The organism is Pelistega ratti (genome assembly GCF_009833965.1).
Classification (GTDB): domain Bacteria; phylum Pseudomonadota; class Gammaproteobacteria; order Burkholderiales; family Burkholderiaceae_B; genus Taylorella; species Taylorella ratti.
Genome location: NZ_CP047165.1, coordinates 2,272,876 through 2,291,441, shown reverse-complemented (window position 1 = coordinate 2,291,441; position 18,566 = coordinate 2,272,876). Strand labels below are relative to the sequence as shown.

Here is an 18,566-nt window from a genome sequence, read left to right as displayed (position 1 = left end):
TAAAATTACCAACAAATATCACACTATTTTTCTAATAATCGCCACTAACTCTTCTTTCGATAAATCCTCCAATCGCTGTTTTTCTCTGCTTATAGAAGCGGATTTATCCCTAGATAACATACTATTATTCTTGGTAATACATAATTCAGCCATCGTCGATTTATTTTTTAATAATTCATTAAATCGCCTCTTTTCCTCTCTTACCCGCATCCAATCAGACAGTCGATTACTTATCCACCCACCTAATTGAGCGACAACCTCCAACACTTTACTTATCATCATATAAAGTATTAATACGGCAAAGAAAAATATAATTACTTTTAGCATTTACGCTTCTCCCACCAATAGTTATCTTAGCGATTCAGATATTCTCGTAATTTTTGCTCCATTTTTTGCTGCAACTCAACTGGGGATACAATCGTTGCGTGAGGAATCCAATATTGTACAATTGGTACAATTTCCATCTCATTGACATGACGGCATTTAAGTAATAACTCTCCACTTTCCATTTCATCTACTATTTCTTGGTTAGGTAACAAATCACGTCTTAAAAAATAAGGGGCAACATTCGCATTAATTTTAATCAGAATTTCTGACAATTGATTACCATGATAAATACTATCATTTGCCTGTATGTTTTTTAGCAACTCTGGATTATGTTCAAACGTTATAGCTAGGCATGAAATCGCTACCATTTGGGTAAAACAAAATGTTTTTTGTTTATTTTCTTCACGATCAATACCAATAACATACCAAATACCATTACGGTTTAACAAGATATACGGTTCTAGAGTGTAATACTTCCCTTCTTTTTGCCCTACCTTACGATAATTAAATTCAATAAGATGTCGTGTTTCTATCGCTTGGTTAATCAGATTAAAATCATCCAACTTATGTTTAATATCTTCATACGCAAGCCCCTTGACTTGTACACTCTGTATGAGTTGCTGTTGATAAAACTTACGGTCAATTTCAGGTAATAAATCTTGAATACTACAAAACCGAGCAAATTGTTCTATATCTTTCTTATCTAAATGACCTAATCGCATTTTATTAAGTGAATAATATGTCCCTTTTTCATGCCAATCCAAAAAACCTAACCGTTCATTTAAGTCTCGCTGTATGGTACGTTTATCTGTTTTAAATTCATCTGCCAATTCTTGTACATTCAAACGCTGCCCTAAATTAAGACGCTCTAAAATGCAAACCAAACGGAACGCAAGTTTCTCATGTTTAGTACTCATATTTTTAATATCATTCAAGTAAAAAAATAATCATAAACTTATTGTTAAATAGCACTACGATATACAACTATTAAAACAATATCATCCTATTATTAGGCAGAATAATACAAAAAAACAAGAAAAAACATGGTATCAAATATTGATATTAAATATTAAGACCCTACTGCTCTTTTCTACTATCACTACCATCTTGATGGGTAGATTATAATAAAATCACCTACACGGTGGTGTCGTCATATAAAAGATGATGGGAATTCGTAGGGATTATAAGGTTTTAGCTAGACAAGATTTAGCGATTTTTTATGATGCTTACATAACAAAAAAGCCAAGTACATTGACTTGGCTTGAAAATTTTGGAGCGGGAAACGAGTCTCGAACTCGCGACCTCAACCTTGGCAAGGTTGCGCTCTACCAACTGAGCTATTCCCGCATTTATTAGGAGAAACTTTATGGAGCGGGAAACGAGTCTCGAACTCGCGACCTCAACCTTGGCAAGGTTGCGCTCTACCAACTGAGCTATTCCCGCATTAAAGATTAGCATTTTATCTGCTACCCTTTTCTTTGTCAAGTATTTTTATACCTACAGTTAAAAAATGACAACATTAAAAATATTTTCTACTGTATATTCGGCAATACCTGCCCCAAAGAGAGGCAAATAATAGCATTAATTACGTTAATATGTCAAAATTAACATCTTATTTTTCTCTTATATAGATATGTATTCTCTTACGGCTTTAAATACCTTTGGGCTTTCTTCTTATACGGATTATTTCTTTGATTTAACAGAAGAAAACCAATTACCTTCCTTGTTAGCACTTATTTCACAACACACTCAATATTTCATTTTGGGTGGAGGAAGTAATGTTGTATTAAATCAACATTTAAAGACATTAGTTATCCATAATCGGCTAAAAGGTATCTATAAAGAAGATGAAAATGATGATAGCACCCTAATTAAAGCTGCTTCAGGTGAAATTTGGCATGATTTTGTGGGCTATTGTATTCAGCAGGGTTGGTATGGACTAGAAAATCTTGCTTTTATTCCCGGTACAGTAGGCGCAAGTCCTGTACAAAATATTGGTGCTTATGGTAAAGAAGCCAAAGACTATATCCACTGTGTAGAAGCGATCAATCTACACACAGGAAATATTCAACATTTCTCCAAAGAAGACTGTTGTTTTGCCTATCGCGATAGTATTTTTAAGCAATCAGCTCAACATTATCTTATTTTAAGTGTTACCTTTAAATTTTCTAAAAAATGGCAACCTATGCTTAATTATGCAGATTTGTCTCGTTATGAAGGGTTAAATGAACAAAGCTCTGCTAAAGAGATATTTGATGCAGTGATTGCTATTCGTCAAGCAAAATTACCCAATCCCAAACAAATGGGGAATGCAGGTAGTTTTTTTAAAAATCCTATTGTATCGGCAGAAAAATATCAGACTTTAATACATCAATTTCCTCAATTGATTGCCTACCCACAAACGGACGGTTCTTTCAAATTAGCAGCAGGTTGGTTAATCGATCAATGCGGCTGGAAAGGCAAATCATTAGGTAAAGTAGGTGTGCATGATCGCCAAGCCCTTGTACTTGTTAATTACGGTGGTGCAACAGCTGATGATATAAAAACACTTGCCAAAACTATTCAGCAAGATGTCTATACAAAATATGATGTGCATCTTGAGCCTGAACCTATTTTTGTAGAGTAGTATGGTTCATATATTTGATAATATTTTTTAATTGCTCACACTTAACCATCTCTAACAATAAGATATATCACAGAAAAATGTCATCATCCTAAAATAAGTGCTTATCAATCAATTATGTAGTAAAGTGCTTATACCACTTTATACAAACGATTAGGAAAGATTGTTATAAGAAAATACGCATATAACTAAGTCACTATATAAGGGAAAGGATAAGCGATTAAATGATTATTTTTGTTGTTTTTATACACTATTTATCAAAAACACTTGATTAAGTTAGAAATACTATCTATAATTCTATCTTTCTGTGGTGAACGTAGCTCAGTTGGTAGAGTCCCGGATTGTGATTCCGGTTGTCGTGGGTTCGAGCCCCATCGTTCACCCCACTTATTATCTAGTCCGCTTTAAGAGCGGATTTTTTATTGTGTATTGAGTTTATATAGACTACAAATTTTTGAGATAAGCTAATAAATCCTATAATAAAACCTTATCAATACTCAATGCTTATATTAACTTTACGACAATCTAAACACGCATTACTGTATGTCCATAAGCAATCACTTTCTCATCAGCACTCAATAACGTAATCCCTTCAGTTTGTGATTGTGCGATTAGCATACGATCGAATGGATCTTTATGAATATCCAATAAAGTTTCTGTTGCTGTCGCATGATGACTATTGATTATTAATTCATGATATCCATTATCGAGTAATAATCGACGTAGTAATGCTGAATTCACATTAAACTCTGGTTTACCTAGGCTTGTTTTAATAGCAATTTCCCAAATACTCACCGCACTAAAATAAAGGTCATTGGTATCATCATTAATAATATCTCGAGCAACTTGACTTAGTTTTGGACTATTTGTTGCTGCCCATAAAAGAATATGGGTATCTAATAAATATTTCATTTCTCTTTTCCCTCAAATAGTTGATGAATATCCTCCTCAAACAGTTCATCAAAATTATCAGGAATGGCTATTAAAGGCATAAAACCAATGCGGTTTATAGGTTTCTTTTTTTCAGTATAAGGAACGACTTTAACTAAAGGTTTGCCTGATTTTGCAATAACAAATGACTCTCCTTCTGTAGCCGCTGCCACCAATCGAGAAAGATGTGTTTTAGCATCATGAATATTAATTACTTGCATTTTTTCTCCTTTCTATTTACTAAACTTAGTTTAGTAAACTTAGTTTAAAATATCAAGTGATGATACTTATTTTTACGTTAAAAACCAACTACACCTATTTAAAAATAATACCTACCCCCTACTACACCCATAAAAAACGGGCATAAAGCCCGTCTTCTATCACATTATTACGCTTGATTTATTTAGCCTCAGACTTTGCTATCTGCTGAGGAAGTGGTAGGCGGAATTGATGTGATTCTAAGCATAATCGAGCTTGTTTCATTAAATCCGCCTGTAAGCTTGAATATAGATTACTTTGTGTCCATACACGCACCGTAATTACAACGACAGAATCTCGATACTCACTCACATACACACTCGGTTCTGGTGTTTTATTCACAGAAGCGTGTTCCATAACCATTTGCTCTAATACCGCAATCGCCTTATTCAAATCATCACCATAACTCACGGGAACAAGAACATCCAAACGACGTGTTGCATTACGACTAAAATTCGTAATCGTACTTCCCCATACTGTACTATTCGGCATAGTCACTGTTATGCCATCATTTTGAATAATCGTTGTCAAAAATAAACCAATCTCCGCTACATTACCCGTTATACCACTAATCGTTACGCTATCACCTGCTCGGATAGGGCGTAGGGCAATAAGCATAATGCCTGTCGCTATATTTTGTAGTGTTCCTTGTAATGCCAAACCAATTGCTACACCTGCCGCACCTAATGCTGCAATTAAGGAAGTCGTTTTAATACCAAATTGACTTAATACAACCAGAATCACTAAGACACGAATAACCCACACCACAATAGCCACAAACATGGGAATAGCGGTAGGATCAATTTTTGAAGAGCGTGATGCCATCACACGGATAGATTTACCCAACATATTGGCAATAAACCATCCTATCATTAGCACAAATAGAGCTGAAACAAAATTAATCGTAAAATCTATTAATAATGAGGAATACTTTGTCCAAAAAACAGTCCAATCCATAAAAACTCCAAAAATAAATCTATTTATACGTTTATCTGAATAATTTTATTGTTTAAAACACTGTCATTCATCATCTTATCCAGATAAATGATTAACATCATAACATTTATCCTACAAACACCTTATGCCTAATCATTTATCCCACATAATCCCTTAGAAAAATTGTATTTATCTTATTGATGCATCTATCAACAGTCATCATCAATACCATTATCATAAAAATACCAAAAAAATGAGAAATAGCTTTAATAATTTATCTCCGCTGATTTAGCTAAAAACAGACCGAAGAAATTTATAGCCCTTTTATCCATTTTTCTACATAACAGCTAGCTTAGCACCCAACATCAGCTTATTTTCTGCTTTCTCATCGTAAATACCCAACAAAATATAGTTTAAAGAAAAGTCACCGATTAATCTGGGGTAAAATGAACGTTATCCATTACTAATACGTTTTTCTGGAGAAGCAAGACGGCTTATGTCTGAACAAGATAACAACCCTTACGCGGGTCATACGCCCATGATGCAACAGTACCTACGCCTTAAAGCAGAAGTGGGACATATTTTACTCTTTTATCGCATGGGTGATTTTTATGAAATGTTCTTTGATGATGCGGTAGAAGCAGCACGATTGTTAAATCTAACCCTCACAAAACGAGGAACAACAAACGGCGAACCTATTCCGATGGCAGGAGTCCCTGCGCATGCAATGGAGCAATATTTAGCACGCTTAGTAGCATTGGGTAAATCTGTTGCCATTGGTGAGCAAATAGGTGATCCAGCCACAAGCAAAGGGCCTGTTGAGCGTAAAATTGTACGTATTGTCTCTCCCGGCACGCTGACCGATGATAATCTGCTCCCCTCCCGTTCAGATAAATTACTATTAGCCGTTTATAAACCTATCAAGGGGCGGCATCTAAAATATGGATTAGCATGGTTAAATTTAGCCAGTGGTGAATTTAGGGTATGTGAAACCGATGATCAGAATATTGAATCAGAGATATTCCGTATTTCTCCTGCCGAAATTATTACAGGTGACTCTTATCCATTTGAAACCACCTCAACGGCAGCCATGAGTAAAACAGCAGACTGGCATTTTGATTTTAAAGATGCTCAACATCAACTCTGTCAGTTTTTCCAGATAGACTCATTAGCCGCTTTTGGTATTGAAGAACTCCCTAATGCTATTTGTGCGGCTGGTGCTTTATTACGCTATGTACAACGCACCCAAAATCAGTCACTTACCCATATTCAACACATTGTCCAAGATCATAGTAATGAATATATTATTTTAGATCCCGTTAGCCGTAAGAATTTAGAAATTACCGAAACATTAAGCGGTGAAAGCTCCCCTACTTTATTTTCACTCTTAGACCATTGCCAAACACCAATGGGAAGCCGTTTGCTAAGAAAATGGCTTCATCACCCTTTACGCGATAATAAAGAAGTCCAGCAGCGCCACCATTATGTACAAACTTTTTTAAGTCCAATACAGCTCAATGCTAAAACAGCTTTAGATACTGTCCGACAACAACTCACTATCTTTCCTGATATTGAAAGGATTAGTACACGCATTGCCCTACTCTCTGTCAAACCGCGTGAATTAGCTAGCTTACGTGATGCACTTCATTTTTTGCCAACTTTAGCAAATTATCTAACGGATAACCTCAATCTTTCAGCAGAAGACCCTTTAATTACGGCACTGTATCAACAAGAAGCTATTTATCCACTACTCTCCCAAACCTTAATGACAGAGCCTGCAACTAGCGTAAGAGATGGTGGAGTCATTGCACAAGGCTTTGATGAAGAACTGGACGAATTACGAACACTTGCTTCTGATAATGGTGCTTTTTTAATGACACTAGAAGCCCGAGAAAAAGAAGCAACAGGGATTCCAAGTTTACGTGTGGAATATAATCGTGTACATGGTTTCTACATTGAAGTGACCAAAACACATATTGATAAAGTCCCTGAGCATTACCGCCGCCGCCAAACCCTTAAAAATACCGAACGGTATATTACCCCAGAGCTTAAAACATGGGAAGATAAGGTTTTATCCGCACAAGAACGCTCACTTTCTCGAGAAAAACTACTTTACGATACCCTTTTACAGCACTTGCAACAATGGGTTATCCCCCTACAAAATCTCGCCAAAACACTGGCTCATATTGATGTTTATGCTAGCCTAGCACACCATGCACAAGTCAATGAATGGGTACAACCCCAATTAGTGGAAACTGCTACTATCCATATCGAACAGGGACGACACCCTGTTGTTGAACATAGTATCGAACGGTTTACCCCTAATAGTTGCTTCATGGACGAACATAAACGTATGCTACTTATTACAGGGCCTAATATGGGTGGTAAATCAACCTATATGCGTCAAGTCGCACTGATTGTCTTACTCGCAAGAATGGGTAGCTTTGTTCCTGCACAACACGCTATTATTGGAACAATTGACCGTATTTTTACCCGCATTGGTGCGGCTGACGATTTAGCAGGAGGTCGTTCTACCTTTATGATGGAAATGATTGAAGCAGCTAATATTCTGACTAATAGCTCTTCTCATAGCCTAGTCCTTATGGATGAGATTGGACGAGGTACATCTACCTATGATGGACTTGCCTTAGCATGGGCAATTGCTTGCCGTTTACTCACCCATAATAAAGCATTAACACTTTTTGCTACCCATTATTTTGAAATTACTCGCCTACCAACTCAATTAGAGGGGGTCTATAACGTCCATTTAGCCGCTACTGAAACCAGTACAGGGATAGCTTTTCTACATGAAGTACAAGAAGGCCCTGCTAGCCGTAGTTATGGTATCCAAGTCGCCCAAAAGGCTGGTATCCCTATGGCAGTTATTCGACAGGCGAAAAAAGAGTTAGAACGCTTAGAAAAAGGGGCAGATATTTCACCTCAATTAGACTTATTTGCCCAAACCCATCAACAAGACCAAGAAGAAAACGATAACTATCAAGAACTACAATATATTAAGCAGGCAATCAATGAACTTGACCCTGATAATATGAGTCCCAGAGATGCACTTGATGCCTTATACAAATTACGTAATCTTTTTGGAAACAATACATAACGGAGTTACTATGAGTATTTCTTTACAACAACCCATTGATTTATTAGGTCAGATCAGTCCCGAAAAGTTTATGAAAGAGTATTGGCAGCGTAAGCCACTCTTAATTCGTCAAGCGATTAAAAACTTTACCTTACCAATTTCTATTGCTGATTTAAAAAATCTTGCTAAACGAGAAGATGTTGAGTCCCGTTTTATCACCCGTTATGAGGGCGAATGGAAACTTAAAAAAGGGCCTATTGCTCGAACACCTAGTATGAAACAAAACGATTGGACATTATTAGTACAAAGCGTTGATCTTCACCATGATACCGTATCTGAAATGGCACAACAATTTCGCTTTATCCCTGATGCCCGATTTGATGATGTGATGATTAGTCTTGCAGCAAAAGGTGGTGGTGTAGGGCCTCATTTTGACACCTATGATGTCTTTCTTTTACAAGGTCATGGTCAGCGCCGTTGGCGGATTAGTCAGCAAAAAGACCAAACCCTTATTCCGGGGCTTCCTTGCCGTATCCTAGAAAATTTCCAAGTTGAGCAAGAGTGGGTGCTTGAACCAGGTGATATGCTCTATCTACCGCCACACTGTGCGCATGACGGGATTGCCGAAACACCTGATTGTGTGACAATTTCGTTTGGATTTAGAACTTTATCAATGGCTAATATGGTAAGAGGTATTTTGGAAACCGCTGCCGATCAAGTCAGCATTAACTCTGGTTTAGGCAGTGGTGTATATTCTGAACCTGCCATTAAGGGATTTAACATCAATGGTTACTATCATGATAAAGGAGCGCCTGCTACTAGCCACCCAGCAGAACTTCCCGAACAAATGATCACCAAAGCGCTTCAAGCCGCACAAAAAGTACAACTCAATGAAGCACTTGCAACACGCTTTCTAGGTTGCTGGTTAACCGAGCCTAATCTACTCAGCCAATTTGAATTTGCGGAAGAAGAAATCAATATTGAAGACTTACCAGAGAACACACTGATTAAAACCGATCGCAAAACTCGCCTACTCTACCGTCAGAAGCAATTATTTATTAATGGTGAGGCGGTTTCTATCCCTTTAAATCCACTTCTTAAAAAACTTGCTGATAACCGTGTTATTACAGCAGGAGAAGCAACGAAAAAAAGCGATGAAGCCACCTTTGAATTACTACACCGTTGGATTGATGATGGTTGGTTAGTAATTGCCTCATAGTCATTTTCAATCAGCACACCGTATAGGGATATCTCTATAAATTTATCTTACGATAAAATATATTGTGTCCCTATTCACTACGAATAGGATACAATCTTATCTTGTAATACATAGTATTTATACTATAAATACGTCTTTTATTTAATAAGGAATTTATACATGGCAACTCCTCAAAGCGGTATTATCCCTGATCATACTAAATCAGGTATCTTTATTGAAGCAGATTTTCAAACAAAAGACTTAGATACTATTAAACAAGCCTGTATCCAAAGCCTAAAAGCGCTTCATGATTTACAACAACAATATCCCGAAGCAGTGCTAGGATTAACGATTGCTTTTGGTGATCAAGCATGGAAAGCCTTTAACCATCCAGAAGAAGGGAAAGAACTAAAACCTTTCCGCCCACTAGGAAATGGCTTAGCTCCTGCCACACAACATGATTTACTGATTCATATTCAATCTATGCGACAAGATGTTAGCTTTGCACTAGCACTTGATGTCATTGAAATTTTTGGCGATCGCATTACTGTTGCTGATGAAACACATGGTTTCCGTTGGGTAGAAGAAAGAGGACTGGACGGATTTATTGATGGGACAGAAAACCCACAAGGTGAAGAAAAAATCACCCAAGTAGGTATTATCGACCAAGACCAAGTAGATGCTGGCGGAAGTTATGTATTAATCCAAAAATACCTACATGACCTCAAAAAATGGAATAATATTCCTATCCAAAACCAAGAAGCAAGCGTAGGACGTAGCAAAAAAGAGAATATCGAATTTGCCAAAGAAGTTCGTTTACCTAGCTCACACCTTGGTCGTGTCAATATTAAAGAAGACGGTAAAGGTTTAAAAATTGTTCGCCGAAGTCTCCCTTTTGGTACAGCCTCTGGTGAACATGGGCTACTCTTCTGCGCTTACTGCGCCCGTTTATACAATATTGAAGCACAATTACTCAATATGTTTGGTGAGACAGATGGCAAAGTAGATTTACTTCTCACCCACCTCTCGCAAGCCATTTCAGGTGCCTATTACTTTGCCCCTAGTCTTGAACGCTTACAGAACCTCTAAAAAAGAAAAATACCTTATCAATATTATGTTGATAAGGTATTTTTTAGATTATTTTATATAGAACATAAGGGCTACAGTAGATTAGCCCTTAGTAAAAGCCCCTTACTACTCATCTAATACTCACCTATTTTGGGTCAATATCAAAAGAACAGCTCATGCCCCATCTTATAAATGGCATACAAAGCAACCAGTAATAGTATTATCCCTGATGATTTACTGATTATATTTACCATTCTTTCATTATTAATTTTTGAGAAGAAAAAAGAATATCCCAAAAGAATGGCATAATCCATAACTACCCAAACGACAACAAGAACTATCATGGATATCGTCTGATTAGCCGTATAAATATCTAAAAAGGTTGGGAAAAAAGCAATAAAAAATAAAATATCTTTAGGATTAGAGATACCTATAAGAAAACCATCTCTAAAATGCTTTTTTGTTACCTTATTTTCATTTTCTTTAATGGTTTCTTGGAGATTAACCTTATCTTTAATCACACCAATAGAAAAGTATAATAGATAAAAAGCCCCTACAAAGGCTAACCATGTTAAGGCTTGTTCATTAATAGAGAAAACCCCTCGCATAATTGCAAAGGATAATAAGATTAATATTAAAGAAGCTGTATTTGTCCCTATAACTGTCCGCAGCCCTGCCCCAAAACCATCTTTGATACTAGCACTTACCACCAGCACAGTCACTGGACCCGGTGTTCCCAAAAACAATACAATAGATAAAATATAGGTTATTAGTAAAGTATCATCAAACATTATTTTCCTCCTTAATGTTGATTTTAATAAATATATATTTAATTTTACAAATTGAAGAAAATAAAATGAATTTACTTAATAAAAAAAGACTCTTGAATTACTTCAAGAGCCTTATAAATCCTTGGAGGCGCGGAGCGGAGTCGAACCGCTCTAGACGGATTTGCAATCCGCTGCATAACCGCTTTGCTACCGCGCCACTATCTAATTTATGCAACTAGATAAGCGTTAGATAATAACATGATTTCCAATTTTTAGCTAGTTTTTTAGCATAAAAAGCGATTTTTATTGTTGTAAAAAAGGCTATTTGGTAAGATAGTTTATTATTCTACACACGATAAATCATTATCACTTTCCCTATTTTTTATATACTATTTTTATCATGAGCTATTGTGATTTTGCCAATGCCCTACCTGATGATACCGACAATCCTAATAAACACTATCATGACCATCTATACGGTTTTCCAGTAGAAAATGATAATGCTCTATTTGGACGTTTATTATTAGAAATTAATCAAGCTGGGTTAAGCTGGACAACTATTCTCAAAAAAGAAAAAGCATTTTTCCACGCTTATGCTGAATATGATATAAAAAAAGTAGCTAATTTTTCTCAAGAAGATATTAATCGTTTATTAAATGATACTGGGATTATCCGTAATCGGTTAAAAATTCAGGCTGCTATTTTTAATGCTCAACAAATTCTTCTTTTACAAAAAGAATTTGGCTCATTTAAAGCATGGTTAGATACTCATCATCCTCTACAGCTACCAGAATGGGTGAAATTATTTAAAAAACATTTCAAATTTGTAGGAGGTGAAATTGTGAATGAGTTTTTGATGAGTACAGGCTATTTAGAAGGCGCTCATACACCTGATTGTCCTCAATATCAAAAAGTTATCAACTGCTCACCACCCTGGTTAAACCAAGATAGTGTATAAATATCTATACCAATAGGATAAATCACTGTCCTTAGGTTGTAATAATCATACCCTAAAGTACCGTAAATAATACTGTTTTAACCACCATTAAGCCTAAAATAGCCATGGAGAATAACTATAGTAAATGATCATCGCTTACCAAACGAGAAACTTATATCTTCCTTCACTATTTATCATTAATCTAGTTATCATTAATAATATTCATTTAATCAAATAAACACCGTATTTTTATACATAATCTAGGTTAAAATAAGGATATATTACATAATCAAGAGACAAAGCAGTTAAGGAGAAAAGCAGATGAGTTTATATGGCAGTTATATATCAACTCCTCTAGGAGAGATGTTAGCCGTCTCTCACGATAAGGGAATTTGTTTATTAAACTTTACAGATAATCCTTTACTCAACAGAGAAATACAAATAATAGAACAATATTTAAAAACCTCTATTCAGTACTGTAACCACTCCCACCTCTTACATTTACAACAAGAGCTACAAGATTATTTTAACGGGCAGTTGCAACAGTTTACTACCCCTCTTTTATTTGTAGGGACACCTTTTCAACAGCAAGTATGGCAAGCTCTTTTACAAGTACCTTATGGGCAAACCACTTACTATCAAGCACTGGCTGAATCCCTACAAAATCCTAAAGCCATTCGAGCAGTCGCTATGGGAAATGCACGCAACCATATTCTGATCTTAATCCCCTGCCATCGTGTTATTGGGAAGAATGGTCATCTTGTAGGGTATAGTGCTGGGATAGGTAAAAAAGAGGCGCTACTCACACTAGAAAAGTATCATCATTCTTTCTAACGTACTGTACGCATTTGAAAAATTTAAATCTCTATTTTATGTGAATGGACTAGCTAGATTTCCTTTTACAGGGTAAACTTAGTAGGTGGGATATTTAGTTAATCACTGGATATTTATACATTTCTGATCATCTATAAAAGATAACAGTGATGTACTATCAATAAGGAAAAATAATGAAATCAATTGGTAAAATTCTATTACTACTTTTTTTTGTGGGCTTTATCGTAATAGGAATCTGGAAAGTAGTGGACTTAACCTTATTTGGGGAGAGTGATATGAATTCAAATGATCCCGTTACTATCAATTCCCCTATTGTTATGAGCCTACCTCATCAGGAAGACCCTCGAAGTATTTCAGCGGAAGAAGCTTTTTCTAATACAACCAGTGATACTGTAGTTAGTCAGACGTTAAGTTGCCAAGAAGTCTATACACTTATTGAGCAATTCTATACATTACGTATGAATGATAGTGATATAGAAATGGCATTAGCCATTATTCAACAAAACGAAAATATGCCTGATCAGGACGTTACCTCTTTTGAGCATTTTGTTAAAACATTATGGGATACCCCTAAAAATGAGATAAAACCGCTCAAAGAAGTAGAAGCCTCTATCAATGATTTATGCAAAAAGGCTAATTAGTTTATATTTCAATAAATAATACTAAAAAGATAAGTCATATGGAAGTACCGCATAGACTTATCTCTGAGTAACTATATTGTCCTATTCTCAAAAACAAAAACCTCATCTTATCACGAGGTTTTTTAGTTTGTTTAAATATAAAAAGTACACTATTTTAATAAAAAGTAAGATATACAATATGATACTTTTTCAATATATCCTTTAACGATATAAACTTTTTATAATTGCTGTTTTATTATCTTTGCAAAACGTTCTGCTGCACCATCCACCTTATCTAAATACAAGGCAGGTTCAATCAGTTCTAATTCATTTAATAAAAATGTATCCCCTATAATCGTACCATCGACTCGTGCATAAACAGGCATTTGTGGTAGTTTATGTAGTATCGATTGCGCATACTGGATAATTTTATCCTCAACCTCACGTACAGAAATCTCTACTTTATACTGAGAATTAGCTCGCCATTCATTAGGAGCAGGCTGACGGCGAATAGCATGACTAAATTCACCCTTAAAAAAGATTAAGCTTGTTTCTCCATTACTTGCTACCTCAGCAATAAAGGGTTGCACAATAATATCATCACCATAAACAGTTAAATCAGGTAAAGGTTCACCTACTTTTATTTTGGTTACGGCATGACCACTCTGCCCTACAGCTGGTTTAAGCACCACTTCTTTTCCTAAAAGAGATAAATTTGTTTGCTGTAAAATTTCAGATGAGTAGCGTTGTGTAGGGATAACAGATACCCCCCAATCTTGCAAATCACATAAATAACTTTTATGACTATTCCATCGCATTAATGGCGCTGGATTTATAAACTGTGTCGTATGCTGTTCAATCCATTGTAAAAATTCCGGATAAAATTTTGTATAATCCCATGCTGCTAGAGGCAAAATCTTACCATTATGAGGGGATTGTTGCCAAGGTGTAAAGACAACATCAATACCCAGCTGATCTAGTTGCTTAGCCAAAGGTAATAAGCTAATCGGAGCATCTGGATACGTTAAACAAGTAGAAATATAAAGCATTGTTCTATCGTGATAACTCAAATAATACTAAAAGTTGTAGAGACAAAGAGAGAATAATAGATAGTTTATTCAATACCTATATTTTAATAATAACGGTATATTCTCTCTGTCATACTATATAAACCCTTACTTCACTTCAGAAAAATACTTTTCTAAGCGACCTTTATTGGTTTGTGCTCTCTTTTCCAAGTCTTCAACCATCTTAGCCGCTTGCTCACGGTTGGTCATATTATCACCTACTTGTATAATACCGTTCATATTCATCATACGATGTGGTGGGCAAGTATAGACATAGATACCCTCTTTATCTAAAGTGATAGTAAATTCTTCATCTTCTTCAGATATAAATTTTTCTGCCCCCTCTGGTACAGTTCTACTTTGTACAAAATGCCCTTGATTAGTTGGTTTAAATGTTACCGTATCGCCGGGTTGTACTTTTAAAAACCCCGGTTCAAATACCATTGAACCTTCATCATTGGCATTCAGCATTTTAACCTCATGATGAGCGGCATTCGCCATACTTGTTAAACCTAATAAAGCAATTAATACTAATTTTTTCATCCTATTTCTCCTATTTATCTATTAGCCGATTTACGCTGTGGACGCACCACGGGTAAACCTTGACTACACTGTAAAATTTCTACATTGACACGATATAAACGATTAATGGTTTCCGCCTGTAATACCTGATGCGATATACCAGAGCCTTGTACTTTACCTTCTCCCAATAAAATTAACTGATCTGAAAATTGTGCCGCAAGGCTTAAATCATGTAATACCATAATGGTAATAAGGTGTTGGTGTTTTGTATAATCACAGACTTTTTCTAAAAGATTTAATTGATGGTGCATATCCAAGGCACTGACAGGTTCATCCAATAGTAAAATTTGCGGCTGCCGTAAAAGCACTTGAGCAAACATCACCATTTGTCGCTGCCCTCCGCTAAGGTTTAACACATCACGGTGAGCAAGATATGCAATCCCCAGTTGATCCATAATCCCAGCAGCTTCTGCTAAAAGTGCATCACTCACTCGCATAGTTAAAGCATCCATACGACCAAGCAAAACAACCTCTAGTGCGGTTAAACTTGCATCAACACCACTATCTTGTGGCATATAACCGATGGGTTTACGCCATGTGGTTAGTTTGCTGTTTTCCAATTGCTTATCATGGTAACGAATAGATCCCTCAAAAGGTAATTCACCAAAAATCGTTTTTAATAATGACGATTTACCCGTACCATTTGGCCCCAATATGGTATAAACCTTACCTTGCTCAAAAGTAATATTAATATGTTCAGCAACCGTCAGATCACCTCGTCTTACCGTCAGATTTTGCAAAACTAACATTATTGCCCTCGCTTATTATTGAGAATAATCCAAAAGAAGAATGGAACACCAATAAAAGACGTTACAATACCCACAGGAAATAACTCTCCCGGAATAATCACTTTAGACAACACTGACGATAGAGATAAAAATGCAGCCCCTACCAACATAGATCCCGGCAAGAAGAACCGTTGATCTTCACCTAATAACATACGTGCGACATGAGGTGCAACAAGCCCAATAAAACCAATAACCCCCACAAAGCTAATGGCTGTAGCTGTCATCATTGCCACTAATACGAGAACCTTAATACGCAATACTTGTAAATTAATGCCTAAACTTGCCGCACGATCTTCACCTAGACGTAAAGCCGTTAGTTTCCATAACTCACGCGATAATAAAGCCACACAAATACTGGTCACAATCGTAATAATCCATAGACTGTTCCAATTCGCTTTATTTAAACTACCGAACAACCAGAAAAGAATTTGTTGAGAAATTTCAGGGGCAGAAATAAATTGTACTAAGGAGAGTAATGATTGAAAAATAAATAATAACGCAATCCCGACAAGTACCAGCATCTCTGAATTAAATCGGCGTTTAGAAGCAAATAAAAATAAAATACCTGCCGCTAACATTGTCATTGCAAATGCCCCTAATGGCACGGCTATCCCTACAGGTAAACCAAAACTACCAAAAGCAATTACCAGTGATGCCCCAAAACCAGCTGCCGCCGCTAAACCTAAGGTATAAGGACTTGCCATAGGATTATTTAAGAGTGTCTGAATTTCTGCACCACCTACAGCTAATGTTGCACCAACCACCAAAGCCATTAATGCCATTGGTAAACGTAAATTATGAACTATCGTATTGGTGACATTATCTACCTCTCCTGTACCCAATAAGGCATTCACCACCTCAGAGACAGACAGCATAGCAGGCCCTGTCATTACATCTAAAACAAGGCTAATCACACTAATCACTAAGAAAGATAAAATAACAAACCAGCGTTTACGTTCAAGCTTGCGCTGGTTTGCCACAATATCTGCTATAACAGTATTGTTTTCCATGTTCTATTTAACACTTATTTTGCCTCAGGGAATAAGTAAATTGTCCCCTCTGGTGTAACAGGTAGATAGTTTTTATAGAAATCTACATACGTTTGTTGGGGGTCTAAATCCTTAAACAACTCAGGATAAGCTACCTTAGCAACAAACTGTACAGAAGCACTATCTGATAAGGTACGCGAATTTGCATGATAAGCACCATAGACATGGTTAGCTTTCACAGCAGGTAATTCAGACCAGCCTGCACGTTGCTTGAACCCATCAAGACGGCGCTGAGCCTCTGCTTTATCAATACCAAAGCCCATCACCATACCTTCTTTATTTTTCTTTAACTCAGTTTCTCGACCAGTAATAATAATCGCATCAGGTTTAGCGGCTAGGACTTTCTCTGCGGCTAACACTCCCCATTTACCCACTTCTTCTGGTGCAACATTATCTGCTCCAACCAGACTAATCATTGAACCCCACATACTTGAATAGAATGTGATACCTTGCTCTGCTGGCCCCCCACGACCAAACTCAACATATAGGCGAGGTTTACGTTCTACCTTCGCTACTTTGACGGTTGTTTGGATATGATCAACAATATCTTGGTATTCTTTTGCCATTTTGGCTGCACGCTCTTTTTGACCTGTTAATTCACCAATAATTTCTGTTGAACGCAGATGTTTAGGTAATGTTTGTGCATTGTAATCTAATACCACAATAGGGATACCTGCCTCATTAATCACATCAAGATCTGAACCTAGCGCTTCATATTGCCAATCTGCTAATACCAATAAATCAGGTTTTAAAGCAAGGACTTTTTCAGCCGAGAAAGTTCCCTCTTCCACTTCACCAATATCTTCCAATTGATTGAGTTTTGGGACTGCTTTACTGAATAGTTCCCAGCTAGTAGGCGCCCAAACAGACCAGACTTTTTTAGAAAAACCCACTACATTATCTAGGGCTTTTTCACCACCTACTGCCATATAATCTTGGTAATAAAAACCCAGTACAACACGTTTAGCAGGTAAATCTACGGTTACTTCACGATCTAAAATATCTTTAATTTTGACGGGTTCTGCCTGCGCAAAGCCTGCTGTTAATCCAAGAATAGTAGCAATGGCTAAGGCTGAAAAACGTTTTTGCATAGAAACTCCTTGAGATTAAAAATAGAAACTATTCGCATTAATAAATATAAAAAAATGTTTACTGACATCAATAAACAAGTGAAATAATTGTAGCACCAAACTAAGACGATAAAAATGGTATTATTTTTTTAGATTTTTGGTTTTTATGATATAAATCAATAGATTAAATAAATTTTTTTGAAATGTATTAAAACGTTAGTTTATCAAAATAAACACAACTGATTGTAAAATTAATCATTTGCTTTTTGTAGGTAACCATATAGCATACATAAAGATAAAGCCTTATTTATCGCTTAAAAAATAATTATTTTTATTCTTTTTTAAACCAACTAAAAATTATTTTAATGATTAACTATTTTTTGATTTTTTAAACTATTGTTTCATTGTTTTAGGG

At 36.2% G+C, this 18,566-nt stretch carries 18 protein-coding genes and 4 tRNA genes; 8 read left to right on the top strand and 14 right to left on the bottom strand.

What is annotated here, in order from left to right; translation table 11 throughout:
* Positions 1-18: 18 nt before the first annotated feature.
* The 4 genes from F9B76_RS10035 to F9B76_RS10020 form a co-directional block, all read right to left on the bottom strand.
* Positions 19-327: a hypothetical protein gene (locus F9B76_RS10035; protein ID WP_159991982.1), complete on the bottom strand. Its 309-nt coding sequence runs from the start codon at positions 325-327 to the stop codon at positions 19-21.
* Positions 328-353: 26 nt separating this feature from the next.
* Positions 354-1,244, bottom strand: coding sequence for a helix-turn-helix transcriptional regulator (locus tag F9B76_RS10030; RefSeq protein WP_159991981.1), 891 nt, complete (start codon positions 1,242-1,244; stop codon positions 354-356).
* Between the two features lie 354 nt (positions 1,245-1,598).
* A tRNA-Gly gene (locus tag F9B76_RS10025) sits at positions 1,599-1,674 on the bottom strand.
* A gap of 20 nt (positions 1,675-1,694) precedes the next feature.
* Positions 1,695-1,770 (bottom strand) — tRNA-Gly (locus tag F9B76_RS10020).
* Positions 1,771-1,960: 190 nt separating this feature from the next.
* Here F9B76_RS10020 and murB point away from each other — a divergent pair.
* Together murB and F9B76_RS10010 are read left to right on the top strand one after the other, a co-directional pair.
* Positions 1,961-2,953 carry a UDP-N-acetylmuramate dehydrogenase gene (gene murB, locus F9B76_RS10015; RefSeq protein WP_159991980.1) on the top strand — a complete coding sequence of 331 codons (993 nt, stop codon included), beginning with the start codon at positions 1,961-1,963 and terminating at the stop codon, positions 2,951-2,953.
* Between the two features lie 307 nt (positions 2,954-3,260).
* Positions 3,261-3,336 (top strand) — tRNA-His (locus F9B76_RS10010).
* Positions 3,337-3,475: 139 nt separating this feature from the next.
* Here F9B76_RS10010 and F9B76_RS10005 read toward each other — a convergent pair.
* From F9B76_RS10005 to F9B76_RS09995, 3 genes are all read right to left on the bottom strand, one after another.
* Entirely contained in the window at positions 3,476-3,862 is a 387-nt protein-coding gene (locus F9B76_RS10005; RefSeq protein WP_159991979.1) for a type II toxin-antitoxin system VapC family toxin, read from the bottom strand.
* Positions 3,859-4,101: a type II toxin-antitoxin system Phd/YefM family antitoxin gene (locus tag F9B76_RS10000; protein WP_159991978.1), complete on the bottom strand. Its 243-nt coding sequence runs from the start codon at positions 4,099-4,101 to the stop codon at positions 3,859-3,861. Before F9B76_RS10000 ends, F9B76_RS10005 begins: the two co-directional genes overlap by 4 nt.
* A 178-nt stretch (positions 4,102-4,279) precedes the next feature.
* Positions 4,280-5,095, bottom strand: a complete 816-nt coding sequence (locus F9B76_RS09995) for a mechanosensitive ion channel family protein (protein WP_159991977.1) — start codon at positions 5,093-5,095, stop codon at positions 4,280-4,282.
* A gap of 475 nt (positions 5,096-5,570) precedes the next feature.
* On the opposite strand from F9B76_RS09995, the gene mutS reads away from it, so the two are divergent.
* From mutS to F9B76_RS09980, 3 genes are all read left to right on the top strand, one after another.
* Entirely contained in the window at positions 5,571-8,189 is a 2,619-nt protein-coding gene (gene mutS, locus F9B76_RS09990) for a DNA mismatch repair protein MutS (RefSeq protein WP_159991976.1), read from the top strand.
* A gap of 10 nt (positions 8,190-8,199) precedes the next feature.
* Complete coding sequence (locus F9B76_RS09985) at positions 8,200-9,387, top strand: JmjC domain-containing protein (RefSeq protein WP_159991975.1); 1,188 nt, start codon at positions 8,200-8,202, stop codon at positions 9,385-9,387.
* Positions 9,388-9,546: 159 nt separating this feature from the next.
* On the top strand, positions 9,547-10,455 hold the full coding sequence (locus F9B76_RS09980) for a Dyp-type peroxidase (protein WP_159991974.1): 909 nt from the start codon (positions 9,547-9,549) through the stop codon (positions 10,453-10,455).
* A gap of 140 nt (positions 10,456-10,595) precedes the next feature.
* Here F9B76_RS09980 and F9B76_RS09975 read toward each other — a convergent pair whose 3' ends face one another.
* Positions 10,596-11,225 (bottom strand): LysE family translocator, encoded by a 630-nt coding sequence (locus F9B76_RS09975; protein WP_159991973.1) that lies wholly within the window; start codon positions 11,223-11,225, stop codon positions 10,596-10,598.
* A 122-nt stretch (positions 11,226-11,347) separates the two neighbouring features.
* Positions 11,348-11,421, bottom strand: a tRNA-Cys gene (locus tag F9B76_RS09970).
* Between the two features lie 183 nt (positions 11,422-11,604).
* Between F9B76_RS09970 and F9B76_RS09965 the strand changes: the two genes are divergently transcribed.
* The 3 genes from F9B76_RS09965 to F9B76_RS09955 all read left to right on the top strand — a co-directional run bounded on the left by F9B76_RS09965 (position 11,605) and on the right by F9B76_RS09955 (position 13,616).
* The gene (locus F9B76_RS09965) at positions 11,605-12,162 is read left to right on the top strand and encodes a DNA-3-methyladenine glycosylase I (RefSeq protein WP_159991972.1); all 558 of its coding nucleotides are present in this window, start codon (positions 11,605-11,607) and stop codon (positions 12,160-12,162) included.
* Between the two features lie 300 nt (positions 12,163-12,462).
* Positions 12,463-12,975, top strand: a complete 513-nt coding sequence (locus tag F9B76_RS09960) for a methylated-DNA--[protein]-cysteine S-methyltransferase (protein ID WP_159991971.1) — start codon at positions 12,463-12,465, stop codon at positions 12,973-12,975.
* A 173-nt stretch (positions 12,976-13,148) separates the two neighbouring features.
* Positions 13,149-13,616, top strand: coding sequence for a hypothetical protein (locus F9B76_RS09955; RefSeq protein WP_159991970.1), 468 nt, complete (start codon positions 13,149-13,151; stop codon positions 13,614-13,616).
* A 218-nt stretch (positions 13,617-13,834) separates the two neighbouring features.
* Here the strand turns inward: F9B76_RS09955 and F9B76_RS09950 are convergent, their stop codons facing one another.
* The 5 genes from F9B76_RS09950 to F9B76_RS09930 form a co-directional block, all read right to left on the bottom strand.
* Positions 13,835-14,644: an ATP-grasp domain-containing protein gene (locus F9B76_RS09950; protein ID WP_159991969.1), complete on the bottom strand. Its 810-nt coding sequence runs from the start codon at positions 14,642-14,644 to the stop codon at positions 13,835-13,837.
* Positions 14,645-14,770: 126 nt separating this feature from the next.
* A complete protein-coding gene (locus F9B76_RS09945; protein ID WP_159991968.1) occupies positions 14,771-15,205 on the bottom strand; it encodes a pseudoazurin in 435 nt (144 codons plus the stop codon).
* Between the two features lie 14 nt (positions 15,206-15,219).
* Positions 15,220-15,993 carry an ABC transporter ATP-binding protein gene (locus F9B76_RS09940; RefSeq protein ID WP_159991967.1) on the bottom strand — a complete coding sequence of 258 codons (774 nt, stop codon included), beginning with the start codon at positions 15,991-15,993 and terminating at the stop codon, positions 15,220-15,222.
* The gene (locus F9B76_RS09935) at positions 15,993-17,012 is read right to left on the bottom strand and encodes a FecCD family ABC transporter permease (protein WP_243140645.1); all 1,020 of its coding nucleotides are present in this window, start codon (positions 17,010-17,012) and stop codon (positions 15,993-15,995) included. Before F9B76_RS09935 ends, F9B76_RS09940 begins: the two co-directional genes overlap by 1 nt.
* Positions 17,013-17,056: 44 nt before the next feature.
* Positions 17,057-18,172: an ABC transporter substrate-binding protein gene (locus F9B76_RS09930; protein ID WP_159991965.1), complete on the bottom strand. Its 1,116-nt coding sequence runs from the start codon at positions 18,170-18,172 to the stop codon at positions 17,057-17,059.
* Positions 18,173-18,566 lie beyond the last annotated feature (394 nt).